25 protein-coding genes are annotated in these 25,400 nt (G+C 45.5%); 19 read left to right on the forward strand and 6 right to left on the reverse strand.

The features are described 5' to 3' along the window. The first annotated feature begins 128 nt into the window (after positions 1-128). The 19 genes from BS19_RS10290 to BS19_RS10385 all read left to right on the forward strand — a co-directional run bounded on the left by BS19_RS10290 (position 129) and on the right by BS19_RS10385 (position 19,573). Complete coding sequence (locus tag BS19_RS10290; protein WP_038175121.1) at positions 129-500, forward strand: hypothetical protein; 372 nt, start codon at positions 129-131, stop codon at positions 498-500. 39 nt (positions 501-539) lie between these two features. Next, positions 540-7,634 carry an RHS repeat-associated core domain-containing protein gene (locus BS19_RS10295; RefSeq protein WP_051686524.1) on the forward strand — a complete coding sequence of 2,365 codons (7,095 nt, stop codon included), beginning with the start codon at positions 540-542 and terminating at the stop codon, positions 7,632-7,634. Positions 7,635-7,638: 4 nt separating this feature from the next. Continuing rightward, complete coding sequence (locus BS19_RS10300; RefSeq protein ID WP_157631161.1) at positions 7,639-8,283, forward strand: hypothetical protein; 645 nt, start codon at positions 7,639-7,641, stop codon at positions 8,281-8,283. 213 nt (positions 8,284-8,496) lie between these two features. Further along, positions 8,497-9,171, forward strand: coding sequence for a hypothetical protein (locus BS19_RS10305; protein ID WP_038175123.1), 675 nt, complete (start codon positions 8,497-8,499; stop codon positions 9,169-9,171). Positions 9,172-9,415: 244 nt separating this feature from the next. After that, positions 9,416-9,781: a hypothetical protein gene (locus tag BS19_RS20190; RefSeq protein ID WP_157631162.1), complete on the forward strand. Its 366-nt coding sequence runs from the start codon at positions 9,416-9,418 to the stop codon at positions 9,779-9,781. Positions 9,782-9,833: 52 nt separating this feature from the next. Then, positions 9,834-10,211 carry a hypothetical protein gene (locus BS19_RS10310; protein WP_038175125.1) on the forward strand — a complete coding sequence of 126 codons (378 nt, stop codon included), beginning with the start codon at positions 9,834-9,836 and terminating at the stop codon, positions 10,209-10,211. Positions 10,212-10,221: 10 nt separating this feature from the next. After that, complete coding sequence (locus BS19_RS10315) at positions 10,222-10,545, forward strand: hypothetical protein (protein ID WP_038175126.1); 324 nt, start codon at positions 10,222-10,224, stop codon at positions 10,543-10,545. Positions 10,546-10,918: 373 nt separating this feature from the next. After that, the gene (locus BS19_RS10325) at positions 10,919-11,266 is read left to right on the forward strand and encodes a hypothetical protein (RefSeq protein ID WP_038175128.1); all 348 of its coding nucleotides are present in this window, start codon (positions 10,919-10,921) and stop codon (positions 11,264-11,266) included. Further along, on the forward strand, positions 11,263-11,628 hold the full coding sequence (locus BS19_RS10330) for a hypothetical protein (protein WP_038175129.1): 366 nt from the start codon (positions 11,263-11,265) through the stop codon (positions 11,626-11,628). Before BS19_RS10325 ends, BS19_RS10330 begins: the two co-directional genes overlap by 4 nt. Before the next feature lie 37 nt (positions 11,629-11,665). Then, the gene (locus BS19_RS10335; RefSeq protein WP_038175132.1) at positions 11,666-12,007 is read left to right on the forward strand and encodes a hypothetical protein; all 342 of its coding nucleotides are present in this window, start codon (positions 11,666-11,668) and stop codon (positions 12,005-12,007) included. After that, positions 12,000-12,362 carry a hypothetical protein gene (locus BS19_RS10340; RefSeq protein WP_245609274.1) on the forward strand — a complete coding sequence of 121 codons (363 nt, stop codon included), beginning with the start codon at positions 12,000-12,002 and terminating at the stop codon, positions 12,360-12,362. Before BS19_RS10335 ends, BS19_RS10340 begins: the two co-directional genes overlap by 8 nt. Next, positions 12,363-12,686 (forward strand): hypothetical protein, encoded by a 324-nt coding sequence (locus BS19_RS10345; protein ID WP_051686525.1) that lies wholly within the window; start codon positions 12,363-12,365, stop codon positions 12,684-12,686. It abuts the gene before it with no gap. Between the two features lie 318 nt (positions 12,687-13,004). Continuing rightward, a complete protein-coding gene (locus BS19_RS10355) occupies positions 13,005-13,349 on the forward strand; it encodes a hypothetical protein (RefSeq protein ID WP_038175135.1) in 345 nt (114 codons plus the stop codon). An 8-nt stretch (positions 13,350-13,357) separates the two neighbouring features. Next, complete coding sequence (locus BS19_RS10360) at positions 13,358-13,678, forward strand: DUF5992 family protein (protein ID WP_038175137.1); 321 nt, start codon at positions 13,358-13,360, stop codon at positions 13,676-13,678. 118 nt (positions 13,679-13,796) lie between these two features. Beyond that, complete coding sequence (locus tag BS19_RS10365; protein WP_038175138.1) at positions 13,797-14,384, forward strand: aminodeoxychorismate/anthranilate synthase component II; 588 nt, start codon at positions 13,797-13,799, stop codon at positions 14,382-14,384. A 401-nt stretch (positions 14,385-14,785) separates the two neighbouring features. Beyond that, positions 14,786-16,000 (forward strand): aspartate aminotransferase family protein, encoded by a 1,215-nt coding sequence (locus tag BS19_RS10370; RefSeq protein ID WP_038175139.1) that lies wholly within the window; start codon positions 14,786-14,788, stop codon positions 15,998-16,000. A gap of 126 nt (positions 16,001-16,126) precedes the next feature. Then, the gene (astA, locus tag BS19_RS10375) at positions 16,127-17,146 is read left to right on the forward strand and encodes an arginine N-succinyltransferase (RefSeq protein WP_038175141.1); all 1,020 of its coding nucleotides are present in this window, start codon (positions 16,127-16,129) and stop codon (positions 17,144-17,146) included. Between the two features lie 15 nt (positions 17,147-17,161). Further along, positions 17,162-18,619: a succinylglutamate-semialdehyde dehydrogenase gene (astD, locus tag BS19_RS10380; protein WP_038175142.1), complete on the forward strand. Its 1,458-nt coding sequence runs from the start codon at positions 17,162-17,164 to the stop codon at positions 18,617-18,619. 162 nt (positions 18,620-18,781) lie between these two features. After that, the gene (locus tag BS19_RS10385) at positions 18,782-19,573 is read left to right on the forward strand and encodes a DUF1338 domain-containing protein (RefSeq protein ID WP_038175143.1); all 792 of its coding nucleotides are present in this window, start codon (positions 18,782-18,784) and stop codon (positions 19,571-19,573) included. A 205-nt stretch (positions 19,574-19,778) separates the two neighbouring features. On the opposite strand, the gene crp is transcribed toward BS19_RS10385, so the two are convergent. The 6 genes from crp to BS19_RS10415 all read right to left on the reverse strand — a co-directional run bounded on the left by crp (position 19,779) and on the right by BS19_RS10415 (position 25,256). Next, positions 19,779-20,411 (reverse strand): cAMP-activated global transcriptional regulator CRP, encoded by a 633-nt coding sequence (gene crp, locus BS19_RS10390; protein ID WP_004410522.1) that lies wholly within the window; start codon positions 20,409-20,411, stop codon positions 19,779-19,781. Between the two features lie 243 nt (positions 20,412-20,654). Beyond that, positions 20,655-21,524, reverse strand: coding sequence for a phosphoribulokinase (locus tag BS19_RS10395; protein ID WP_038175145.1), 870 nt, complete (start codon positions 21,522-21,524; stop codon positions 20,655-20,657). Between the two features lie 90 nt (positions 21,525-21,614). Next, positions 21,615-21,827: a YheU family protein gene (locus BS19_RS10400; protein ID WP_038175146.1), complete on the reverse strand. Its 213-nt coding sequence runs from the start codon at positions 21,825-21,827 to the stop codon at positions 21,615-21,617. 43 nt (positions 21,828-21,870) lie between these two features. Next, positions 21,871-22,848, reverse strand: coding sequence for a hydrolase (locus tag BS19_RS10405; RefSeq protein ID WP_038175148.1), 978 nt, complete (start codon positions 22,846-22,848; stop codon positions 21,871-21,873). A 9-nt stretch (positions 22,849-22,857) separates the two neighbouring features. Continuing rightward, positions 22,858-23,337, reverse strand: coding sequence for a TIGR02444 family protein (locus tag BS19_RS10410; RefSeq protein WP_038175150.1), 480 nt, complete (start codon positions 23,335-23,337; stop codon positions 22,858-22,860). After that, positions 23,334-25,256, reverse strand: a complete 1,923-nt coding sequence (locus tag BS19_RS10415) for an ABC transporter ATP-binding protein (RefSeq protein ID WP_038175151.1) — start codon at positions 25,254-25,256, stop codon at positions 23,334-23,336. The genes BS19_RS10410 and BS19_RS10415 overlap by 4 nt, the downstream gene beginning before the upstream one ends. Between the last annotated feature and the right edge of the window lie 144 nt (positions 25,257-25,400).

Here is a 25,400-nt window from a genome sequence, read left to right on the forward strand (position 1 = left end):
TATGAAGTTCAATATATAATCAAAATCTATTTTTTATGGTTGTAACATTTCCTGGTTTTATTGAAGGTGTGTGACGTATCCATATTTATGTAAAACAATAAAAGCAAATACGCACATTTTAAACCGTCATGCATAGAAAGCTGGGTATCGCACTCGCCGTATTGGTTGCCTTAGGATTTTTCTTGATCTTCCCTAAGAAAACGCCCTTATTTAAGCCTCATCAGGTTACTGGTGATAGCACGCTGCAGGCGCCGTTTAATGAAGCCGCTTCGCCAGAGCTATTAAGTCGCGACGTCAACTTCCCTACACCGGTTATTCAACTGCAACAAACGGTTGCTCATGGATTAATTGAAGCCGAAAGAACGGATTTGCCTTTATTGAAAGGAGAGCTTGCCGAGTTCTCACAAACTAATATTCGAGAGGAGTATCCCTCTCCCCCAGAGCTTAAAGACTTAAAGCAGCGATTGAATCAATTGCAGTCAATTAATCAACACCAATAAATAAAATAGCAATCGAATATGGAATTCTCGTTGCTGATAATGAAATTCGGGACAACCTCAGTGGCCAATAATAAATCACCCATTTTCACTCGCACATTCGCCGTATTTTTAGCATCAATATTATCGATGCTTTTCTCTCAACCCGCTTTGTCACTCACCGTTGATGCTGGTAAGCGCATAGAGTTATCTGGTGAGTTTTCGGTTTCTGGTGGGCAAGCGAGTTACTCATTGCCTATTTCTGTCGCGCCAGGTCGCGCAGGCCATCAACCTTCTCTTAGCCTAGAATATCGCAGTGACTCACCCAACGGCATGTTGGGCATGGGGTGGAGCTTAGGTGGGATGTCATCGATTGCTCGTTGTGGAAAAAACCTTGAAAAAGATGGGCGCTGGGGAGGCGTTAACTTTAATGCAGATGATCGCTTTTGCCTTGATGGCCAAAGGCTAGTCGCAATCTCTGGCCGCGATGGAGAGAACCTCACTGAGTACAGAGTAGAGAATAACGGCTACGCTAAAGTTGTGTCGTTTGGTCGTGCGGGTAATGGCCCGGCGAGCTTTAAAGTTTGGTACAAAGATGGTTCTGTATACGAGTATGGTGTGACTGAAGATTCACGTGTAGAGCTCCCATCACAAGCCCATGTATACAAGTGGGCGTTAAACAAAATTACCGATGCCAGCAAAGCCAACCATATCAATTTCGTCTACAGCGAGAACAATAGTGCCGGTAAGCATAAGCTTGCTCAAATCGACTACATTGGCGGGAAAGTCAACTTTGTCTATGAAAATCGGCCAGACAGCACTTCGCAATATCTTGGTGGTAAACTGCTTAACAGGGCAGAACGCTTAAAGCTGGTTGAGACCTTTGACAGCACCGGGAACAAAATTGGCACCTATGGCCTGACTTATCAGAAGTCTTCTTATACCGCTCGAAGCCAGCTAACTAAGATTAATTATTGTGCTAATGGTCTGTGTTCGAGCGATATTAGTTTTACTTGGGTTGGGCGTAGTAATCTGAGTCTAAGCGGTGCGTCAAACACTAGCTTCCATAGTCCTAGATATTTCGATACCAATGGCGATGGTAAAGGGACGGCTTATGGTGAGTTGAGTCGTGATTCCAATGATATTATGTCGGTCAAAGGATTGAATGGAAAAACTCACGCCAATGTTAAGTCATTTAGTTTAAATGGTAGTGTCATAGCGCCTTCAGTTAAAGTAAACCAGTGTCAGGTTAATGCAGCAAGTTCATATAACAAAGGCAACGGACAGTTTGGCTACTACTGTCAATTCAACACTTGTTCTGGTACCAGTTGTAAATACGGTTCAAGTGGCACCAATTACGGCGATTTCGATGGTGATGGAAAGGAAGAAGCGCAATCTGGATATCTAGTGATTGATATCAACGGCGATGGGATTGATGATCGACATAAGTTTGATGTCGCGAACGATGGCTATCGCTACAAAGTGACGGGTTCAGGTTGGCAGACTCTTCCTAAGGCTGGTGGCCGTGTTTTAAAGGCCTTCACCGATATCAATAACGATGGTTATCTAGATGCGGTTATGGGCTCACCGAGCTCGAAAGGTCTTCTGTATGTTCATCTGTTTAATGGGAAAACCTTTAATTCGCCGATTGCTATTAGCCATCACAAGGTCTCACATGAAGAGAGTGTGTATTTTGCTGACTTAAACAATGATGGTTACCCAGAATTAGGTTATGGCCGAACTTTTTACCAGAATAGCAAGAATAATCAGTTTTCTACTGGTGTGTTCCTTGATGCTCAAGCAAAAATATATTCAGTACAAGACGTTAATGGTGACGGCTGGACAGATGTACTAACACGTTCCGATGGGAATAATGCGAAAGCACATATTCGTCAATCATCGCAACATGTACAAGACAAAATTACACGTTTTTCGGAAGTGGGTGTTGACTATACGGTGAGCTATAAAGCCGCGGTGGATAATAGCGTGTATACCACTACTGGAGCCACTAGTTCCTATCCATACAAAGTCGTCACCCCAAGACGTTACCTAGTTTCGAACGTAACAAAAGCACCCAAAGGCTATAAGGCCACTAACTACAGCTACAAATATGCAGGAGCGAAAACGCACCTGAAAGGTGGCGGCTTCTTGGGCTTCAAAACCATCACCGAAACCGAAACCGCAGATGTGGTTACCGTAACCAGAACAACTTTTGAACAAGACAGGCTTGCAGTTGCGGGCAAACCGTTATCGATTGTAGTGACAAAGAATGGTAAGAAAGTCTCTGAAAGTGCTTATCAGTACAAGCAGCACACTCGTCAAGGTTACGGAGCCAAGTACTACCAAGTTTACGCAGATAAGATAGTAAAACGTAAATACGGTTTAAACAGTGATGCGATCGAAAGGGAAGAGACCATTACTCGCGTTTTGGATCGCTTTGGTAACTTGCTTGATGAAACCTCGGTGATCTCGAGCGAGCTTGAAGGCGCGGGGCAGTTTACGAGTCGCAGTCAATTTGATTACCTATCAACCGGCGTAAACAACAACCATCACATTTATGATATTACCAGTGTCAGTAACATCGACAATCTGGCTGGATTACTGAGTACATTTAAAGCGGGATTAGGCCGATACTGCGCTTCCAACGGCGATATCTATTTTAAGCCGAACGACCACATAGTGTTGATTCACAGTGACGTTGATATTCCCCTCGTTTTACAACGATACAATAGCTACTTCAAATACCAACGCACAGGCTCGCAAACCGATCTTGACGGACTCACCGTCTACACGGGGCAGCTCGTTAGCACGACAAGCAGCGCGTTCAGTGATGCTAAGCCTAAGTCATGTGGTAGCTACTCATTTAGTGATTCAGATAACGATGGCAACATGGAGTTCAGCACCTCTAAGTTGACCCGTACTGAATTGGTAACGGAAACCGGAGATCATTTCTGGAAGATTGGTGCTGTTGCCAGCTCAACTTCGACCTTAACCGATAACACCACCAACTTAGAGCGTACCATCAGTAACACCTATAGCTATGACAATCATGGCTTCTTGGTGGCTAGCACGGTAGAGAGCTCTGATTATGAGTCGAGCAGTGATATTGCCTCGGGCGGAAAGAGCATCACCAACCGCTATCGCTATGACCAATGGGGCAATGTGATTTCACAGAGCGTCGAAGGGACAGATCTACCCGCACGAACCTCTACCACACAGTATGACAGCCAAGGCTTGTATGCCATCTCTTCAGCCAATGCGCTCGGTCATCGAACTTCGACAGAGTTTAATGCGCAAGGCTTGTTAACCCAATCAGTCAGTGCGCTGAAAGGGCGCACAAGCCGCTTTGCTTATGATGCCTTTGGGCGCGTAACCAGTGAAACCCTGCCAGGAGCGGGCAATACTAATAGCACCCAGTATCAGCTTGGCAGTCAGTGTGGCCCATATGCTATCAGCCAAACCGTCAGTTGTGTGACCACCAACCCCGCTTCAGGTGGTCAGGTGACGACACACTTCGACTATGCGGGGCGGGAAATCCGTAAACTGCACACTGGCTTTAGTGGGCAGTTAGTGGTGGTGGATACCCGTTGGGACCGCAACGGTCGCAAACTTAGTGTGACTCGACCGCAATTTGTTGGCATTAAAGCTCCTGCGCCTATCGTCACGTTTGATTATGATGCGTTAAACCGCGAGGTTAAGAAGCAAGAACCGGCCAATGGCGGTGGGATTGCGAGTTTTGTAACGACTTACCAAGGTTACAAAACCACAGTTAAAGATGCGCGTGGTTTTGACCACAGTACGGTAACCAATGTTATGGGCCACATCTTACGTAAAGATGAGCTGCATGGTGCCTATCAAACCTATCAGTACTATCCAGATGGTAAGCTGAAAGCCAGTACCGATTCAGCAGGCAACATTACTCAGATCCGTTACGATAATTTAGGTCACCGCAGCTTCCTAGATGACCCGGATATGGGCCAGTGGTCTTACACTTACAACGCGGCGGGTGAGCTCATCTACAAGCGAGATGCGAAAGGTACCGTCACCACCATCGAATATGATCGTTTGGGCCGTAAAACGAAGCAAGTTGAGGGCGGCAAGGTCTCGACCTGGCGCTATGATGAACGTGGCGCCACGGGAACACTGTCTGGTTTTGCTGGTAACGGCAGTGAGACCGATTACTACTACAATGACGCCGGATTAACCGAAGAAGTGGCGGTTAAAGTTAACGGTGAGAAGTTCAGTAGTTACTATTTTTACGACAAGTTTGAACGTGTTGCTCGAGAAGTACGCCCGAATGGGGTCGATACCACCTTAGCCGGAGCGGCCAAGTTACTCAGTCAGTCAACCAGTGCCGACCGACTCGCGCTAGAGTATGTCTACAATCCTCATGGTTATGTTGCTGCGGTGCGAAGCCCCAAGAGCTACGCCGACGAGGCATTTACCAGCGCCAGTTTCCGCGAAGATATAAAACAGTTGCTTGATCAAGCGATTGCTCAAGCGGCGGAGTATTTGACCAAAGCAGAACGCTACGCAACGCAAGAGAGCTTCTTCACCGACAAAGCGGCGGAGTACAACAGCAAAACCGTTAACGTGCATAACTTAGATGCATCTTCTCAAGCGTTACTAGGAAAAGGTTACCGTTATAAGCAGTGGTGTAACGACCAAGGCGAATGCTATTTACGTCCGGCGACGTGGGTGATTCTGCATGATGATGTTTCTATTCCACTCGATATTACCTTAGAAGGGGCTATCTATCGTTTAGCGACATCACTGGCAAACAACACCAAGCCTGGGGTTCGCTCTTATGACGCGACGCTTCATCCAGTATCGGTTGATGAGTTTTCTGGGCAAAGCTTAACTCAATCGCACGACTTTATCTTGACCGATTACGACAATAATGGTCAGAAAGACTTGATGAGTAATAAAGACATCTATATTGCTCAAACGGATAACCAGACCAGTACAGAGCTACTGTTTGCAGCCGTCGATTTGTCTCAGGCCGCGACCATTGCAAGCACGCGCTACCAGTTCTACACCGACTTAGCCAATCAGTTGATCACCATGTCGGAGAAAGTGGCGGATTTGAGTGGCTTGTATTGTGAATACGCCAACCAACTGGGTGGTGAACAGCTCAATACCGATAAGCGCAAAGCGTGTGACAATACTCAGCAGTCGAGCCAGGCGGATCATCTAAATCTGATTTTGACCCAATCAGAGCTAGAGGCGTCACTCGACAATCCTGCATACATTTACTATTGGCAACGCCGTGAAACCGATGCCTATGACCATACGCTATCGGAAACGCTGGGTAATGGTTTAGTCAATACCTACCAGCATGATGCGAACACAGGTAGGCCGAGCTACATCACGACCCACAAAGCCAATGTATTGTTTGACTCGCGAATTAGCGGCAGCACCAATGCCGGACGCAATATTCGTTTTCTTCAGTATCGTTACGATAACCACAACAACGTGACTTATCGCTACGATGAGCAGTTGGGGATTACCGATACTTGGCAGTATGACGGCATAGACCGTGTGATCAGCAATAGCGTATCGCTGGCCGATAAAACTCAGCACGGTGTCAATAACCCAGATTTCGCTGGTCCATTTACTTACCAGTACGACAAACTGGGCAACCTGATGTTTAAGACGGGCATTGGCGATTACGTCTACAGTAATCAGCAAGCAGGCCCGCATGCAGTGACCAAAGCTAATGGCCTCAACTATCAGTACGACGACAATGGCAATATGTTACGCGCATGGGCGGATGGCAGTCAGCATAGTGAGCGTGAGTTGGAGTGGTCTGAGTTTAACAAGCCAACCAAGATCACCCGTAATGGGAAAACCGTCGAGTTCTTCTACGATGCTAACCATAACCGCTATCTGAAGAAGAACAGCGATAGGATTGAAACCTTCTACTTTGGTAAGAGTTATGAGCGCGTAACCGATACTAATACGGGCATTGTGCAGCATAAGCACTTTATTTACGCCGACGGTAAGCTGATTGCGCTCAATACTCAGGTAAAAGACACAGACAATAAGCTCAAAGACAAACAAGTACGCTACCTGCACTACGATGCCTTGAATTCGGTCGATATGATCACCGATGGTTATGGTTTGGTGGTTGAGCGCCGCAGTTACGATACTTGGGGTAAGCAACGTAAAGTGGCGTGGCGTGAAGATGGCCCACTGGAGGTGGTGCAACAAGCGATGACTAACCGCGGTTACACCGGCCACGAAGAGATCACAGAAGTTGGCTTAGTGCATATGAATGGTCGGGTTTACGATCAGGAGTTGGCAAGATTTATTAGCCCGGATCCGATTGTTCAGGCTCCGTACGTGACCAACAGCTTTAACCGTTATGCGTATGTGATGAATAATCCGCTCAAGTATACGGATCCGACGGGTTATTTCTGGGAAGGGAGCGGTACATGTAATACGGACGGTACAACGCGAGATTTACGAGGAAGAAGAACGGGACGATGGGATGGACGAAACAATAGAGATAGAAATCGTCATACGCCAGCCACCCCACCTCGTACTCCACCTAAAAAAAAGGAGGAAGAAGAGCCTAAGGTAGAACCGACAGATGCTCCACCGCAAAAACATCAATGGGGCAATGAGGACTTTGCTAATAGACTTCCTGGGCCAGATCCAGAGGTAACGCGAGCTGTAGCGGAAATGACTCCGTGGGGAGGCGCTATTAGTGCGGCAGCCGATACTTTTAATGGAGTTAAAGAAGCGCTAGATGCAGCTAGCGAAGGCGATTTAGTCAAAGCGGCTGCTGCGGTTGGCGGTATTCCGGGTAAGATTGCTAGCAAAAAGATTAAAGCGGCTAATAAACTTAAGGATGCTGTTACAAAGAGTATAGAACCCAAAAATGTTCAAAAGTTTAAATCTAAAAGGGCTGCAATGAGGGCTGCTAAACGAGAAGCAGGTATCCCAACAAGTCAAACACACAATACTCATACGAAGAATTTGAAAGCGGATGGGCTAGATACCAGAAGAACAGCAACTGAGTATGATTTTGGTGGAGGCAAGAAAGTGCAGGATCATCCTGCTGGACATAATTTCCCAGACGGCGGATCATACGATAAAGCACATTTTAACAATCATGGAAAAGGTGGTACCAAAGGACATTATGAGTATTAGAAATATGAATACCTTAACCACACGATATATTGCAGATATAAATAGTAGTGACTACGAATTTAATCGGTATGGGGCCGCTAATTTTCAGGGAGAGGTTAGTGTAACTGAACTAATGGTTGCATCAGCTAGTTTTTCACATTGGAAAGGTGTTTCTGATATTATTTTTGATTCAATCAGCGATAAGTTTTCTTCAAGCGGAAAAGACGTTTATTGCTTTATTGTTAGCCCTTGCTGGAAAAAAAATACACGTTTAGTTCGTCACTTTGCTTTAAGCAAGGCGTTGCAAAAAGATTATAATGTAGGCTTATTAAATTTCGAGTTTGAAAAAGAAGTTATAAGTAGTGATGAAGTTATATTCTATGGTGTAGTTAAACTAACCTCTGAAAATTGTACATCTGTTTTTAACTTGCTTTCCATCTATGAAAATGGAATTTTATTTTCTAGTTCAGAACCCGAAAGTAAATTGTTTGAAATTTTGGTTGAAGAATTAATGAAGCTAATAGACACTAAGAATACAAGAGCTAGTTATAGTTTTAATATAGTCAAAGCAGTTAATTTAATTATAAGTGAAGGTGAAAAAGCTTTATATCCTTATGCTTGGGAAGATACAGGAGAATACCACTTAGATATTTTCGAGTGTGAAAATTAATGGGGTCAGGTCTTGCTTTTTGCCTTTTTTGGTTTGTTAGGTGGGTGGTTTAGTTTAGGTATTTGGTGTGGTGTTTTCAGGGAGAGAAAATGAGCCGATGATTAAGGGGCGAGTATTGCTAATACGTTATATCATGTGACATCGCGTGATTCACGGGGCAACTGCATTGTGTCAAAACGCAAGACCTGACCCCGTAGTTTACTTGGATAACTTATGTATCAAATGTTAGCTTTTTTGTTAGTACTATTTATGTCACCACAAGTATTCTCCGAGGGAGATACCAACTGGCTTAAACCAGAAAATAAATACTATTGTGCAAAGGAGTTAGAGACATGTTTCTTGGATGATTTTTCGTCAGAAGATGATGCGGCGGTTGTCGATGGAATATTTCTCTACTTAGATAATATAGATTATCTAAGTAACTATTATAGTAAGGAAAAATTCTTGAATGAACTGGCGGTTATCTCTAAGAAAAATAAAAACTTTGCTTTTTTAATTGAAGCGAGTATTTACTTCAATGGAGGGGTGGTTGAGCAAAACGTAGATAAAGCAATAGAGATCATAGAATCTAGCCCTTTTTATAATGAGAGTGACCCTAACCAGATGATTATTCTTGGTCGGAGTTATTATTTGAAATTTACGATGTCAAAGAAACCTCCAGTAGATTGGTGTTTGAAAGCTAAAGAATACCTCAAAAAATCATATGAGTTGGATAAGGCTTACGTTACAAGAGAATTATCCTATATATTAGCCAGGTCAACGGATATGAAAGAGTTGGAATTAGCGGGGGAGGTGTTTAAATTCTTTGCAGAAACTGGTGATGAAGGTGATGTATATAATTATGAAGTGTATCTTAAAGGTATGCGAAAAATAAAAGAAAACCAATAATTATCTTGTTTTTGACGATTTTATTTATGTGAACAGAATGAAATTAACGGGGTCAGGTCTTGCCTTTTGCCAAATGAATAGTTATTTACTCCGGTTTTTATGATTACAAGTTGACAGTGTCAGGTTTTATTTTTCCTGCGGGGATTAGTTAAGTGTATTGAGGGAAGGAAGCAAATCCCAGTCTTAGTGCACGTAAAATCAGTTAACTTATAAAAATCAAATCAATAGTGACGAGAGTTTGTTTATGAAAATTGCTAGTTTCCTTTTGTTGTTGTGTACCTTATTTTCTGTTTCAACCTATGCTGCTCGTTTTGACATTATTGGTGATGTAGGAAAAATAAGATATCACGGAGCTACTAACTCTTTTGCTCCTCGATGGAGCAGGCACTCATGGTTTGAAATAATTAATACCGATGCTGACTCAAAAATTAATTGCAGTGCTTATTCATCAACCAGTTATGCAATTACAATACCTGACGGGAATGAGACGGCTCTCTCTATGCTTCTGTCAGCAAAAATGAGTGGTTCAAAAGTAATGGTGACAGTAGATGATACTGTGGTTTTCCCTGCTAACAGCTACTGTAAAATTCAATACCTAACTATTTTGTAGTTAAGGCCTTGCCTCTTGATAAGTAGATAAATATCCATTTAGGCTTCTAATAATGAATACAAAAACAAACATCACTTTTCGATTAATGCTACTTGCTACATCAGCTTTACTGTCTTTTGTTACCAGTGCGGGTACCCCACCATTTGAAGGATGCATAAGCAAAGGCTGCGTGGGCGTCATTGATAATATTTACTTGCACCGAGATGGCAGCATTAAGTTCCCTCCACCGGGTAAAGTCGTCAAGGAACCTACCGGTGACTTAGATTGTAAGTTGGGCGAGGGAGTTTATTTCACGCTTAAACAATCGCACCCTCACTTTAAAAATATTTATAGCATGCTGTTGACTGCTCACTCGGCTAATAAAGAAGTTTTTATCCGAATTGTTCTTGGTTCAAAAGATTGTCAAGTCGACTATGCGGTTATTTATTAAAGGAATTACGATGAAGAAACTAATGGCTATTATCTCGATACTAATGTGCCCTGTCGCTTATTCTGCCGAGTGGACAGAACCGCATTTAGTCGAACGAATTCACATAACGTCAAACGGTACCTACTACTTTAAAGTCGCGGATGGATGGGGCGCCGAAAGTTGTAAAAAAGCGCCTTACATCTTTTTGCGAAAAAATGAAGCGGTGGCTGCTGATGCCGTGCTCAGTTTAGTGCTGGCATCACAATCAACAGGTAAAGCGATTAAGGCGCGAGGGGAGTGTAGTGACAGCAACCACTTCCGTCTAGATTATGTCGTTCAAATGGAAGCGAAATAGTGAAGTATTTAATAGTCAAAGCGGTGGCTATGCTTAGCTTGTGGGTATTAAGTCAAAGTGTTTTTGCCACTCAAAGTTTTAATTTCAATAGTGAGATCTCTAATGTGCTCATTTACCCACAATCAAATACTTCCCCTACGGGCGTATCTTATACGGAGTTACTCATTTATATCCCGGAGGATATGCCTGAGAAGCCAAAATGCGCCGCTCACGCCAACCGATTTATTATTGATTCAAGAAACCCGATGTTTAATCACGTATTGAGTTTGGTATTGGCTGCCCGAGTGGCCAAACAGCCCGTTAGTATCAATTATTGGGATGCGTGTGAGGCATCAGGAACCCACCGGGCTCCAGTTATAAGAGCAATTTCACTATGAACAAGATCTTGGCTTTTTGCGCATTACTCTTTATTTCTTTTCAAGCTCTAGCAGTAAATGCCGAAAAAGATGGCGATTGGATTTCGATGGGCGTGCCTTCTTACTTTCATATGGGAACGGATGGGGATTTTCATGTTAATGGCCCTGCAGCAGGTTCTCAGCATGGAACATGTGCTGGTGTTAAACCGCGCTACTTCCGAGTAGATATGGACTCTCCTCATTTTTATGCCATGTACTCATGGTTTTTACATATGTCCAAAGAAAACAAACCCATCGACTGTGTGGTGAAAAGTGGCTGTGGCAGCAGTCAGGTTTGGGTTGAGTATTGCCGAGGTGAGTTATGAAATGGTTTTGGCGTTATTTAGTTGTGAGTTGCTTTTTTGCCGCACCGGCGCTGGCAGAGATTCGTTTCGTCAGCGGTGAAGTGGAGTTTATTCGTACCCACGATGGTGATGCTCATCCAACTTGGCGGCCGCCCAATTTTTGGTTCTCTTTAAAGGGTGTTACTAAGGCCGGTTCGTGTCCAACTTGGTATAGCGATACCCTTCGTTTTGTTTCCAAAGATAGCGCCGCTTATTCAATGCTATTAAGTGCTTATATGGCAGGGAAGCCAGTCGCCGTCGCTTACGATGATTCTTTGGTCTTCAATCAGCATTGGTGTATCGCTCGATATATTACACTCGGCAACCCGCCCCCACTTAAATGATGTATTAAACGATTGGTCACAAGGGTTAAATGACGTTATGAAAAAACTACTTATTTCTATAATCCTGCTGATGAGCAGCCATGTATTTGCAGATATTTCCTGTACTGGACAGGTCAAAAATGTACTTCAATACGCCAATGGAACGGTCAATGTACTCACCAGCTATCGTGGAGATTACACCGTGATGTGCAGTGTTAAAGACCATTGGAAAGGCGTAAGCCCAGAGTCTTGTAAAGGTATGCTTAGCGTATTGTTAACCGCGCAATCGACAGGTAAGCGAATCGCGACGTATTATTCGGGCGATCAGTATACCTGCCAGACGTTGCCATACTATGGCTCAGCACCAGGCCCTGTTTATGTGGGTATTGCTAATGATTAACACACTGAAATCGATATCCATATTCACGCTACTACTCTTCATGCCTCTCGCCTCGTTTGCGGCTGTTGTGAATAGTTCAGTCGGAATGATTGATGGAATGTATGCCTACGATGATTTTGGCGCTCAAGATCGTTTTGAAGGAGCAGATGTTGCCGTTTGGTTTAAAACCGGGCTCAGTGAATGCAGTGCAGGTGTATGGCTCACGCCTAGCGCGCCGGGGTATCAGACCTTAGTGTCATTTTTGCTGACGGCCTATACCACCAAGCAGAGGGTAAAATTCCAAGTATATAACGACAGAATTTGGACAGGTTCTAGTAATAACTTGTGCCAGATCGATGCAATAAGGTTTGAATAAATGAAGATATTAATGATGCTCTTGGCATTATGTGCGCTCCCTTCTTTCGCGGGTACGCAAGTTGGGACCGTAGATTGGGTTATCGTTAGAGCGAGCGATGGCTTGGTCTATTTCAGTGTCGATGGTCAGAAAGCGACAGGAAAACCTGAGTGTGCCACGCATAGCTATTGGATGATAAAAGACGAAAATTCCACATCCGGTATGTTGCAGTATTCAATGTTATTGAGTGCGCACAACTCTGGTCGGCCAGTGACGGTGACGGGAATGAACACTTGCTCTCGCTGGGGTGATGGTGAAGATGTCAACACACTAAGGCTCAATTAACGATGACAAAATATGTTTTGGGATTGTTTCTTTTATTCGGTGCTTCTTTTCACAGCCAGGCTCTAGAGCTTGTTACAGCCCGAGTCACCGTATTAGAGTCAACATATTTGCCGGGAAAAATCACTTTCCAAATAGATAAAAGCACGTCTCAATGCCCTGCAGGGACTTGGATTCAATGGTCAAAGAACGAAGAAAACAATAAGGCCGTCTACGCCACTTTATTGGCAGCACTAAGCTCGCAGAATAGGATCAACCTTTATTTTGATGAGTCAGATACTAAGTGCAAAGCCAGTTACTTACATATTTTGAGAAATTAGTATGAACTTTAAACGATGCAACCTACTCGCTCTGATACTTTTACTGGCTATGCCTGTTATGGCCGCAAGCTATATCGGGTCAGAGGTAACTTATATCTCTTCTGTCATTTCCTACAATCAATATGGCGCAGGGGATGTGACTTTTCGTATCGAGAAGCCAATTAAAGAATGCTATGGCTATTGGATCAATAAGGGAGACCCCGGGTTTGAAGCCAACTTAAGTATGATCATCGCGGCTTATCAAGCAAAAAGTCCGGTTGTGATTTCCGGCTTACCTGCACAAAGTGAGAAATGGAAGGGAAGCCGCGGTCATTGGTGTAAATTATACGCAATCAATTACAGGTAGTTCGCGGGATGAAATATATTGGTTTTCTGTTGATGCTTTTTGCGTTTTCTGCCAATGCAGCAGGCACATATCTAGTCAAAGGCGCAACCATAACATCGATTGCTAACACCAGTTCTAATCAGGATATTTTTACTATTTGGATTGAAGGCGGTGAAGGTGTATGTCCCAATGTTATTACTTTTCCTCGCAGTGCGACCTCCTCTAACGAGATTCACAAACGTGCCTACGCGACAGCACTAACGGCGTTTACTACTGGAGCTAAAATCTGGGTTCATAACTACCAAGGATCAGATTGTAACAACGCTGCTTACATCCGGCTTATAAAGTAACGAAAGATTCATTGATGGTATGCACAGGGTCAATTACTGACTTTCCACTTGCCTTTCCAAGCGGGTGCGGCACAATACCGTCCCTATATGGAAATTTATCAACACCTGTTGTGATGTCATGCTGTTAATCATCGATAACTACGATTCGTTTACTTACAACCTTTATCAGTACTTCTGTGAGTTAGGCGCAGAGGTCAAAGTGGTGCGCAACGATGAGATCGATATTGCCGGCATCAGCCAACTTAAGCCCAGTCACTTAGTGATCTCTCCTGGGCCGTGTACGCCTAACGAAGCTGGTATTTCACTCTCCGCGATTGAACATTTTGCCGGTAAATTGCCGATTCTTGGCGTCTGTTTGGGCCATCAGGCGATTGCACAGGTGTTTGGTGGTCAAGTGGTGCGAGCGCGCCAAGTGATGCATGGTAAAACCTCACCGATTCGCCATAACAATCGCAGTGTCTTTGCTGGTCTGAATAATCCGCTGACGGTCACCCGTTACCACTCACTGGTGGTAAAAAATGGCACGTTACCCGATTGCTTCGAACTGACGGCTTGGACGGAACTGGCTGATGGCTCGATGGATGAAATTATGGGTTACCAACATAAAACCTTACCCATTGATGCGGTTCAGTTTCATCCAGAGTCGATTAAAACAGAGCAGGGTCACCAAATCCTTGCCAACTTTATCGCTCGAAGCGCGCTTTAAAACAGCATTTGTAAGTTTTCGGTGGGCGACAAAGCCTGAGCAAGATCACCTTTCTTAACATTTCTTTCATAATTCAGCTGGCGGATATTTTGTGAAAAAGTATGCGCAGAGTTTGTGACGCCTACGCTCAAGCCCTTATTGAGACTATGATTAACCTAAGCTTATCTTTGTTATAAGAATATATTGCTTCATAAAAGCGATGGCATGATGCATAAATACTCAACGGTGGTGGTTATTCGGCTTCATAGCGGTTGCCAAAAAGAACAAATCACTATTGAAATGGTTAATTAAATGTAAATACAATGCCGTAATTGCTAACAAGCAAAACAATATCTTATTTCATTGAATCGAAGTAAGGACACCATATTCGCTATGCATGCGGTATCGAGAGGGAATGTGCAATGACTGTAGAAATGAATGTAGAACGCGGTTTGTTTGATGAGGTAATGGTACCTTGTTATAACCCAATGGAAATGATCCCAGTAAAAGGCGAGGGTGCTCGCGTTTGGGACCAGCAAGGTAACGAATACATCGATTTTGCTGGTGGTATTGCCGTGAGCTGCTTGGGTCATTGTCACCCTGCGATGGTTAACGCTTTAACTGAGCAAGGCAACAAACTTTGGCACCTTAGTAACGTCATGACTAACGAGCCTGCGCTGCGTCTTGCGAAAAAACTTACTGAAATCAGCTTTGCCGAGAAAGTGTTCTTTGCGAACTCTGGCGCTGAAGCGAACGAAGCCGCTTTGAAACTGGCTCGCCGTTATGCGGTTGACAAATTTGGCCCTGAAAAATCAGAAATTATCGCCTTTCAACAAGGTTTCCATGGCCGCACATTCTTTACTGTAACGGTTGGTGGTCAGTCGACTTACTCTGATGGTTTTGGCCCGAAACCGGGTGACGTGACTCACTTGCCTTACAACGATGTTGATGCGCTGCGTGAGCACATCTCTGATCGCACTTGTGCCATTATGATGGAACCGCTGCAAGGCGAAGGTGGCATCATTGCCCCGACGGATGAATTCGTGCAAACCGTGCGTGAGTTATGTGACAAACACAATGCACTGCTTATTTTTGATGAAGTGCAAACCGGTAACGGCCGTACGGGGCATTTCTATGCCTATCAAGGTCTTGGCATCACGCCAGATATCCTAAGCACAGCAAAATCGCTTGGCGGCGGTTTCCCGATTGGCGCTATGCTAACGACAGAGAAACTGGCTGAGCACCTAAAAGTAGGCACGCATGGCTCGACTTATGGCGGGAACCCACTGGCTTGTGCTGTGGCTGAAGCTGTCGTCGATATCGTTAGCGCCCCAGAGACGCTGGCGGGCGTTGCTGAGCGTGAAGCTCTGTTCCGCGAAGGTCTGGCTAAGCTTAATGATAAATACAACATGTTTGCTGAAATCCGTGGTAAAGGCCTGCTATTAGGCGCCGCGCTCAACGAACAATGGCAAGGCCGCGCCCGTGATGTATTAGTCGCGGCGGGCAAAGAAGGTTTGATGGTACTGGTTGCCGGTGCAAACGTGGTTCGTTTCACACCATCACTGGTGATCACCAAAGAAGAAATCCAACAAGGATTAGCTCGTCTAGATAAAGCTCTAGCAACGCTAGTTGAATAATTAATAACAATATCGGAGGCTTATAATTTAATAAGCCTCCCTATACCAGTGCTACCGTTCATGTGTTCAGCAAGGACGAGCAGATGAACGGTCGCATTGGTATCCTGCATCAGGAGGGAAGTATAGATGCTGGTTGTTCGCCCTATCGCACTGTCGGATTACGACGCGCTGCACACATGTGCCGTTGAATCTGGTCACGGATTCACATCTCTACCGGTTAACGAAGAACTGTTAACCAATCGTATTACTCATTCAGAATACAGTTTCGCCAAGCCGAACGTGAGTCAACCAGGGGACGAAGGTTACCTTATGGTCGGTTATGACAGCGAAACCGATGAGGTGGCTGGCTGTACTGGCATTGAAGCATCAATAGGCTGGGACGTCCCTTTCTATTCGTACCACATTAGCACCATCGTGCACTCGTCAGCCAAATTGGGTGTTAATAACACGGTCAAGCTACTGACTTTTGGTAACAACTACACAGGTTGCAGTGAAATCTGCACCCTGTTTTTACGCCCTTCATTTCGTCAGGGGCTAAATGGCCGTTTGATGTCGAAATGTCGCTTCCTGATGATGGCAGAGCACCCGCATCGTTTCTCGAAAACGGTGTTTGCGGAGATGCGTGGTGTCTCTGATGAAGACGGAAACTCACCATTTTGGCAGTGGCTGCAAGAGCACTTCTTCTCGATTGATTTCACCATGGCCGACTATTTGACCGGAATTGGTAAGAAAGGCTTTATTGCTGATTTGATGCCAAAACTACCGATTTACATCAACTTGCTGAGCAAAGAGGCGCAAGCGGTGATTGGTCAAGTACATGACAACACCAAACCAGCACTGAGACTGTTAGAAAAAGAAGGCTTCACCTGTCGTAACTACGTCGACATCTTCGATGGTGGCCCAACGGTTGAGTGTGACGTGCGTCATATCGAGTCGGTGCGTCACTCGATCCGCGCTAAAGTCACCGTGGCTGAGCACAGTAGCTCGCAAGACTGCCTGATCTCAAACACTTCATTTGAAAACTTCCGCGCCACCGCAGCCAAAGCCGCGTATGACAAAGAGTCTGGCTCTGTGATTATCTCACCAGCGGTAGCTCAAGCGCTGCACGTCAGTGATGGTGATTTCGTGCGTATGTTGCCTCAGTAAACAAAGGATAGAGTAATGACACATTGGATTGCAGGAGAGTGGGTCGCAGGACAAGGCGAGCCAATCGATTCACTAAGCCCATACAACAATGAGGTGGTTTGGCAAGGCGACAGCGCCACTCCGGCTCAAGTTGATGCCGCAGTCAGTGCTGCGCGCACAGCGTTTTTGAGTTGGAAAAAACTCAGCTTCGCAGAACGTGAAGCCGTGGTACTGGCCTTTGCACAACAAGTAAAAAACAACAGCGAACATATCGCTGAAATCATTGCCAAAGAAACCGGTAAACCGATTTGGGAAACGCGCACTGAAGCGGCAGCAATGGCCGGAAAAATTGCGATTTCTATCCGTGCTTACCACGAGCGTACTGGTGAGTCACAGCGTGAAGCGGCGGGCAATCAAATTGTACTGCGCCACCGTCCACTGGGGGTGATGGCGGTATTTGGTCCGTATAATTTTCCAGGCCACTTACCTAATGGTCACATTGTCCCAGCGTTGCTCGCGGGTAATACCGTGGTATTTAAACCTTCTGAGCAAACGCCGTTAACCGGTGAGTTTGCCATGAAGCTTTGGGAGCAAGCCGGCCTGCCTAAAGGGGTTATCAACCTAGTTCAAGGTGCCAAAGAGACCGGTATTGCGCTTGCTGACGCCAAAGGTATCGATGGCGTGCTGTTTACCGGCAGTGCTAATACGGGGCATATCTTGCATCGCCAATTTGCTGGTCAACCGGATAAGATGTTGGCACTAGAGATGGGCGGCAACAACCCGATGGTGATCTCTGAACATTATGGTGAGGTTGATGCGACGGTTTACACCATTATCCAGTCAGCTTTCATCAGTGCTGGTCAACGCTGTACCTGTGCTCGTCGACTGTATGTTCCGGTTGGTGAAAAAGGCGATATCCTGGTTAGCAAGTTGGTCGAAGCTACGCAGAAAATTCGTGTTGATCAACCATTCGCTGAACCTGCCCCTTTTATGGGTCCACAAATTTCTAAAGCGGCCGCAGACTTTATTCTCAATGCCCAAGCGAATTTACAACAGCTTGGTGGCGTAAGCTTAGTGGAAGCGAAAGCGGGCGAAGCGGCGTTTGTTTCTCCTGGCATCATTGACGCGACGGCGATTGAGCAACTGCCAGATGAAGAGTACTTTGGTCCACTTCTGCAACTGGTTCGTTATCAGACGCTTGAACAAGCGGTCGAGCTTGCCAACGATACCCGTTTTGGTCTGTCTGCAGGCTTAGTCTCAACCCAAGATAGCGAGTGGGATTATTTTGTCGATCATATTCGTGCCGGGATTGTTAACCGTAATCGTCAACTTACGGGAGCAAGCGGTGACGCGCCATTTGGCGGTCCGGGTGCGTCAGGTAATTTGCGCCCTAGTGCTTTTTACGCCGCGGATTACTGCGCTTACCCTATGGCTTCAATGGAAGGGGAGGCGACCGTGCTTCCCGCGACGTTGAGCCCAGGTGTTGAACTGTAACTCCATAATAATATTAATAATAAGGGATTCCCTTGTTGCCCCGATATCGGGGCCTACAACGTCACAGGCTCAAGGCTATCGGATTGACTCGCTGGACATGTCGGTCCGATAGCCTTTTTTTATTGATACTCACAACGTAAACAACCCCAACAAGGAGGCGTTATGACGCCAGATGTTTTATTCCAATCGTTATGGAATGACTATATTCAACGCTTGTGTCCATCTGCTGAAAAAGTGCATCAATTGCTGCAAGAAGACGAAGCATTGATCAACGATCATATTGCGCTGCGAACGTTTAATGTTGCGCCTTTGGGCATTGCAACGCTAGCGCAGCCATTTTTGGATATCGGTTATACGCCGTGTGGTGACTACCTGTTTGAAAGTAAAAAGCTGGTGGCTAAACACTTTGAACACCCCGACCCAAAACAGCCTAAGGTCTTTATCAGTGAGCTGAAAGTAGAAGAGTGTTCTGAGTCGCTGCAAACGATCGTGGCTAAGCTGGTTGAGCAATTGGATCACAGTAAGCTAAAAGGTCATGAGTTCTTGTATGGTGGGCGTTTATGGGATTTAAGTTTTGCCGATTATCAAACGCTTGCGACTGAGAGTGAGTATGCCTCATGGCTGGCCGCGCATGGATATGGTGCCAATCACTTTACTGTCAGCGTTAATCAGTTGAAGGCATTTGATGAAGTGACGGCGGTCAATGACCATTTGCGTCAATCGGGCTTCACTATCAATGAATTTGGCGGTGAAGTGAAAGGCTCTCCAGAAGTACTGCTTGAGCAATCGTCGACCATGGCTGACAAAGTGTCGGTCGATTTTGCCGATGGTGCTCAAGTTATACCGGGCGGTTTCTATGAGTTTGCTAAGCGCTATCCGATGAGCAATGGTGAACTTTACCCGGGGTTTGTTGCGGCATCAGCTGATAAGATTTTCGAGAGTACGAATGGCTAGTCATTCTGCTATCAATAAGTCGTGATAGCCAGTGTCATTCTAAACAGCGAGGCACGAGCGTGATTCAGAATCTAATCACCACACACTCAAAGCCCACATTCCGTAGAGCTTGTCCGTTACTTCTGGAATGACATGAGTCCAAAAAAATAAAAAGCCATCAATGGAAACATTGATGGCTTTTAACATTTCTAAACGTTAATTGAGATTAACGTGTGCCGTACACAACAATAGTTTTGCCGTGGGCAGAAATTAAGTTTTGCTCTTCAAGCATCTTCAAGATACGACCTACAGTCTCACGAGAACAACCAACAATTTGGCCGATTTCCTGACGAGTGATCTTGATTTGCATACCGTCTGGGTGAGTCATCGCATCAGGTTGTTTTGCAAGGTTAAGTAGCGTTTGCGCGATACGGCCAGTAACGTCTAGGAACGCAAGGTCACCGACTTTTTGGCTTGTCACTTGTAGACGACTTGCCATTTGCGCTGACAGACGCATTAAGATGTCTGGGTTAACTTGAATTAGCTGACGGAATTTCTTGAATGAAATCTCCGCGACTTCACAAGGAGATTTTGCTCGAACCCATGCGGTACGTTCTTGATCTTCTTCGAACAAGCCAAGTTCGCCAATAAAGTCGCCTTGGTTGAGGTAAGAAAGAATCATTTCTTTACCTTCTTCATCCTTGATAAGTACCGCCACAGAACCTTTTACGATGTAGTACAAAGTTTCTGCTTTTTCGCCCGCATGGATCAGCGTGCTTTTTGATGGGTACTTATGAATATGACAATGTGAAAGAAACCATTCTAATGTTGGATCGGTTTGAGGTTTACCTAGAACCATAATATCTCACTTCCTCTGCAGGGTATGCTTGCTGCTTTCCATGTTGTAGCTAAGCCTTAGATTAAGACTTGCTAGGATAAGAGCACTTTATAAATGCTGCAAGCCAACTTGTGTTTCGGTAACAAATAGTATCCTTTTTCGAAAACGATTTCTTGATTTTAATCGGTTCCGGATAAGGTTTTACTATACAAAAATGTGCACATGATCACGGTATGAAAAGTAATCGTGTTTTAGCTGTGAGCTCTAGCCAATTTTTCCAGTTTCAATTAATTGTTGCAGGATCGGCCTGACAATTAGCTCCATGGCGAAACTCATTTTACCGCCTGGCACAACCAGTGTGTTATGGCGTGACATAAATGAGCCATCGATCATGGCGAGTAAATAAGGGAAGTCGACATTCTTGATACCACGTAATCGAATGACGACAAAACTCTCATCTAAACTTGGAATGCCTTTAGCGTTGAGCGGGTTGGAGGTGTCGACCGTAGGGACACGTTGAAAGTTAATGTGGGTGCGCGAAAACTGCGGAGTAATGTAGTTCAGATAGTCGTCCATTGAACGAACAATCGAATCCATCACCGCTTCTCGTGAGTGGCCGCGATCGCGAGTATCACGAACAAACTTTTGAATCCACTCTAAGTTGACGATCGGCACCATTCCAATTAGGAAATCGACATGTTGCGCGACGTTGACTTCACCATCGACCACGCCACCGTGCAAACCTTCATAAAAGAGAACGTCTGAATTTTCCGGAAGATCTTGCCAAGGGGTGAAGGTGCCGGGCATTTGATTATAAGGCACTGCTTCATCGAAGGTATGCAGGTAACGACGCATCTGGCCTATCCCTTCTTGGCCATACTTACGAAAGAACTCGGCGATGGCACCAAAATCATTCGCTTGTGGGCCAAAGTAACTGATGTGGCGACCTTGTTCACGTGCTTTGCGTATTTCGACGTCCATCTCTGGACGGGTAAAACGGTGGAAGCTATCCCCTTCAATCCAAGCGGGTTTAATGCTCATCATGTTGAACATTTTACGGAACGCTTCTGATGTTGTTGTCGTTCCAGCTCCGGAGGAACCAGTTACGGCAATAATTGGGTGTTTTGCTGACATGACAAACCTTGTCTGTAAATAACTATCCTGTATACGCTTACCACTATACCATGCTTTAACTTAGCGTCACGGTATGATGTGCTTTAAAAGCTAAAGTTGGCGTCTGAGTTGAATATCAACCGTTTCATGCAGCTCTGAAAAAACCACAACGGCCTCGCCGGATTCAAGCTGGGTTTTGATTTGGTCGATTTTGTCTTGCAGAGAAATTTCCACATCGCCGTAATCCGTGCCTTCACGCAAGATGAACTCACGGATAAGATTGTCTAGCGTTTGTGGATCGATTTGTTGCCATGGAACGATCATAAATACCTCGTTACTTTATGCTCGGAAATGGAATAAGGCGCGATTATGCTGAAACTGCCAAACTTTGATAGTAGGCGGGCAGAGCCTCTTCAAGCCAAAAGCGCGGTTTGAGTGCGCTGCCGCTGACAAATCCGACATGTCCGCCTTGGTCAAAAAGCCGATAGTCGATGTTTTCTGGCAGCACGTATTTAGGAATGACCGCCTCGGTCATAAACGGATCGTCTTTGGCATGAATAATCTGGGTTGGCAGTTGAATCTGTTTGAGGCGATGAATACCTGAACACTGCTGGTAGTAGTCTTGAGCATCTTTAAATCCGTGCAGTGGTGCGGTGATCAGGTCATCAAACTCATACAGTTTAGTGACTCGCTTGATATGTTGGTAACTAAGACCAAGCTCGCCTTTTAACAGATGATGTTTTTGTAGCGCGCTCTTTTTCAGCGAAGCGAGTAAGTAGTTTTTGTACAGCTTAGAAAAGCCTTGCTCTATGCGCTTTGAACAAGAGGATAAATCTAATGGTGCTGAGACGATGGTTGCCGCATCAAGCAGTGGTTCATCTCGATATTGAGCCAGATAGTTGGCCAACATATTGCCGCCCAAAGAGATGCCCACGGCTATTTTAGTCTGGTGCGGGAAAAGCTCATCAAGGTATTCGAGGAAGAAACGCGCGTCTTCTATCTCGCCCGAATGGTAGGCGCGTGCAAGCTTATTGGGTTTACCACCGCAGCCGCGAAAGTGCATCATGACCGCACGCCAACCCTGCTGGGCAAAGGCGTTCATTAAGCCGTTAGTGTACGGACTGTAGAAACATCCTTCCAAACCGTGAAACAACACAAACAGAGGTTTGTGTTGGGACGCTTGTGAGGTCATCGGTTCGCTCCAAGCGATATCAAGAAAGTCCCCATCTGGAGTATCTAAGGTTTGCCACACGGGCTCAAACAACGCCTTTTTACGAATAAAGCGCGGGACGAGTGTTTGCAGGTGCGGGTTGGCTAATCCTTTAGCCGCAACAAATTGAGTCATGTGGTTTCTCTAGGGGTTAGCTCGTTTATCGACAGGTTGAGCGAACACTGAATAGAGCGGTTCTCCGCCAAGTTGACGACAGTAGCGCAGGGCTAACGGTTCACTGTGATTAACCTGCAGTGTGATACTGTTAACGCAATCGACCAGATCAGATTGCTGCTGCTTTTCGAGTTGCAACTCAAATTGAAGTGATTCGCGGTAGAGAGTATCAGGGAGGTGGAATTTAAGCTTTCGCCTCAGTTCACGATAGTTGAGCAATAACGCTTCACTGCGCCCAAGACACTCTTCAATATGGTGCCAATCTTGCTCTGAAAAACTCACCTGCTGCTCATCAAGCCATTTTAGAAGGAGCAGCAGATTGACGTTACCTTTGTACTGATTTTGTAAAGTTAAGCACGCTGATTTTACTTCTCGCACACTGTAGTATTGCAAGCTGAATTGCCATAGCCTTTCTAGTGTTAGAGAAATTTTAACGTGCTCTGAACTCATTGATTATCGAACTCCAGTTCCATCTGTTCTAGTTGCTCTTGGATTGCCATCCATTCCATCTCGACTTCTTCAAGCGCGCTTTTACTGTTGGCTTGACTAGCGAGTACTTGATTAAGTTTAGCTTTATTTTCGGCTTGATAAAGTGAGTTGTCAGAGAGCTGAGTTTCAGCCTCGGCCAATGTTGCCCCTAACTTATCCATTTTCGCTTCCAGTTTTGTCAGGTTCTTGCGAATTGGTGCCGTTTGTTTACGAAACTCAGCTTCACGGCGTTTTTGCTCTTTTTTCGCCGCCGCGCTATTGGTTGAGTCTTTTTCAGGTAGATCGGCTTGGGCGTCGCGACGCTCTTGCTTTTGCTGCTCAGTTAGCCATTTATAGTAGTCGTTAAGGTCACCATCAAAGGGCGCGACTTGACGGTCATGGACTAGGTAGAGGTCGTCGGTAGTGGCTCGCAGTAAATAGCGATCGTGCGAGACGATAACCATTGCCCCTTCAAAGGTTTGCAGAGCGAAAGTCAGCGCTTGACGCATGTCGAGATCAAGGTGGTTGGTTGGCTCATCGAGCAGTAATAGGTTCGGTTTTTGCCACACGATCAGTGCCAGAACCAAGCGCGCTTTTTCGCCGCCCGAGAATGGCGCGACTTTCTCAAGTGCTTTTTCACCTTGGAACCCAAAACTGCCTAGATAGTTGCGTAATTCCAGCTCATTCTTATCGGGGGCGATTTGCATCATATGTTGCAACGGCGTCTCTTCTGGATGCAGTGTCTCAAGTTGATGCTGAGCAAAGTAACCAATCTTAACCCCTTGCGAATAAGTGAGATCGCCACCTTGTGGTTTGAGATCGCGTGAGAGCATTTTGATTAAGGTTGATTTACCAGCGCCATTGCGACCAAGTAGACCAATGCGACTGCCGGGCACCAAGTTAAGGCGGATCTTTTCTAAGATCAGGGTGTCATCGTAACCAGCGCTGACTTCATCCATCATAATGATCGGGTTTGGCAACGCATCGGGCTTGCGAAACTCAAAGCTAAATGGATTATCAAATTGCGCAGGTAGCACTTTTTCCATCCGTTCGAGCGCTTTAATGCGACTTTGCGCCTGGCGTGCTTTGGATGCTTTGTAGCGAAAGCGGTCAATGTAGCTTTGCATGTGCGCCATTTGCTTTTGCTGCTTCTGAAACGTTGCTTGTTGCAGCATCAGTTTCTGGGCGCGTTGATCTTCAAAAGACGAGTAGTTGCCGGTGTACTCATTGAGGAGCTGGTTTTCAACATGGATGATACGGTTGACGACCGGGTCAAGGAAATCACGGTCATGCGAGATCAAGATAAGCGTGCCCGGGTAGTTCTGTAGCCAACGTTCAAGCCACATTACCGCGTCTAAATCCAAGTGGTTGGTAGGTTCGTCGAGCAGCAATAAGTCGGAGCGACACAGTAGAGCCTGAGCTAGGTTGAGACGCATACGCCACCCCCCAGAGAACTGAGTTAAGCTCCAGCTCATTTGCTGTTGACTGAAACCTAAACCATCAAGCAGTTCTGCCGCACGGGCACGAATGCTATAGCCGCCAATGGTTTCTATTTTGCCATGAATTTCTGCGACTAAAGTGCCGTTGTCTTGCTGTTCTGCCTTGGCAAGATCCGCTTCGAGGCCACGGTACTCACGATCACCATCTATGACGTATTCAATCGCGCTACGCTCTATTGCCGGGGTCTCTTGCGCGACCCAAGCCAGTTCCCAATGAGCGGGCTTAGAAAAATGGCCAGCATCAATGGAGAGTTGATCTTTAATTAGGGCGAATAAGGTCGACTTACCACAGCCGTTTTTCCCGACCAGGCCAACTTTATCGCCCGGTTGAATAGTTGCTGAGGCCTGTTCAAGCAGAGGTTTTCCGCCACGCAGCAGTTGGATGCCAGAGAAGGTTATCATAATGTTTGCTATATCTTTGCTCGTGATGGGTCGAATAGTAGGGCAGTTGGCTCACTATGTCGATTATTGCGTTATTCTGGTGAACCACGTATAACAATCTGATAACGATGAAAATCATCTTAGTCATATAAGTAAGATAAGGAT

The organism is Vibrio pacinii DSM 19139 (assembly GCF_000711795.1).
Taxonomy (GTDB): Bacteria; Pseudomonadota; Gammaproteobacteria; order Enterobacterales; family Vibrionaceae; genus Vibrio; species Vibrio pacinii.

Coding starts and splice junctions, on each gene's coding strand:
- BS19_RS10290 (WP_038175121.1), top strand. CDS start 129: ATGCATAGAAAGCTGGGTATCGCACTCGCCGTATTGGTTGCCTTAGGA.
- BS19_RS10295 (WP_051686524.1), top strand. CDS start 540: ATGAAATTCGGGACAACCTCAGTGGCCAATAATAAATCACCCATTTTC.
- BS19_RS10300 (WP_157631161.1), top strand. CDS start 7,639: ATGAATACCTTAACCACACGATATATTGCAGATATAAATAGTAGTGAC.
- BS19_RS10305 (WP_038175123.1), top strand. CDS start 8,497: ATGTATCAAATGTTAGCTTTTTTGTTAGTACTATTTATGTCACCACAA.
- BS19_RS20190 (WP_157631162.1), top strand. CDS start 9,416: ATGAAAATTGCTAGTTTCCTTTTGTTGTTGTGTACCTTATTTTCTGTT.
- BS19_RS10310 (WP_038175125.1), top strand. CDS start 9,834: ATGAATACAAAAACAAACATCACTTTTCGATTAATGCTACTTGCTACA.
- BS19_RS10315 (WP_038175126.1), top strand. CDS start 10,222: ATGAAGAAACTAATGGCTATTATCTCGATACTAATGTGCCCTGTCGCT.
- BS19_RS10325 (WP_038175128.1), top strand. CDS start 10,919: ATGAACAAGATCTTGGCTTTTTGCGCATTACTCTTTATTTCTTTTCAA.
- BS19_RS10330 (WP_038175129.1), top strand. CDS start 11,263: ATGAAATGGTTTTGGCGTTATTTAGTTGTGAGTTGCTTTTTTGCCGCA.
- BS19_RS10335 (WP_038175132.1), top strand. CDS start 11,666: ATGAAAAAACTACTTATTTCTATAATCCTGCTGATGAGCAGCCATGTA.
- BS19_RS10340 (WP_245609274.1), top strand. CDS start 12,000: ATGATTAACACACTGAAATCGATATCCATATTCACGCTACTACTCTTC.
- BS19_RS10345 (WP_051686525.1), top strand. CDS start 12,363: ATGAAGATATTAATGATGCTCTTGGCATTATGTGCGCTCCCTTCTTTC.
- BS19_RS10355 (WP_038175135.1), top strand. CDS start 13,005: ATGAACTTTAAACGATGCAACCTACTCGCTCTGATACTTTTACTGGCT.
- BS19_RS10360 (WP_038175137.1), top strand. CDS start 13,358: ATGAAATATATTGGTTTTCTGTTGATGCTTTTTGCGTTTTCTGCCAAT.
- BS19_RS10365 (WP_038175138.1), top strand. CDS start 13,797: ATGCTGTTAATCATCGATAACTACGATTCGTTTACTTACAACCTTTAT.
- BS19_RS10370 (WP_038175139.1), top strand. CDS start 14,786: ATGACTGTAGAAATGAATGTAGAACGCGGTTTGTTTGATGAGGTAATG.
- astA (WP_038175141.1), top strand. CDS start 16,127: ATGCTGGTTGTTCGCCCTATCGCACTGTCGGATTACGACGCGCTGCAC.
- astD (WP_038175142.1), top strand. CDS start 17,162: ATGACACATTGGATTGCAGGAGAGTGGGTCGCAGGACAAGGCGAGCCA.
- BS19_RS10385 (WP_038175143.1), top strand. CDS start 18,782: ATGACGCCAGATGTTTTATTCCAATCGTTATGGAATGACTATATTCAA.
- crp (WP_004410522.1), bottom strand. CDS start 20,411: ATGGTTCTAGGTAAACCTCAAACCGATCCAACATTAGAATGGTTTCTT.
- BS19_RS10395 (WP_038175145.1), bottom strand. CDS start 21,524: ATGTCAGCAAAACACCCAATTATTGCCGTAACTGGTTCCTCCGGAGCT.
- BS19_RS10400 (WP_038175146.1), bottom strand. CDS start 21,827: ATGATCGTTCCATGGCAACAAATCGATCCACAAACGCTAGACAATCTT.
- BS19_RS10405 (WP_038175148.1), bottom strand. CDS start 22,848: ATGACTCAATTTGTTGCGGCTAAAGGATTAGCCAACCCGCACCTGCAA.
- BS19_RS10410 (WP_038175150.1), bottom strand. CDS start 23,337: ATGAGTTCAGAGCACGTTAAAATTTCTCTAACACTAGAAAGGCTATGG.
- BS19_RS10415 (WP_038175151.1), bottom strand. CDS start 25,256: ATGATAACCTTCTCTGGCATCCAACTGCTGCGTGGCGGAAAACCTCTG.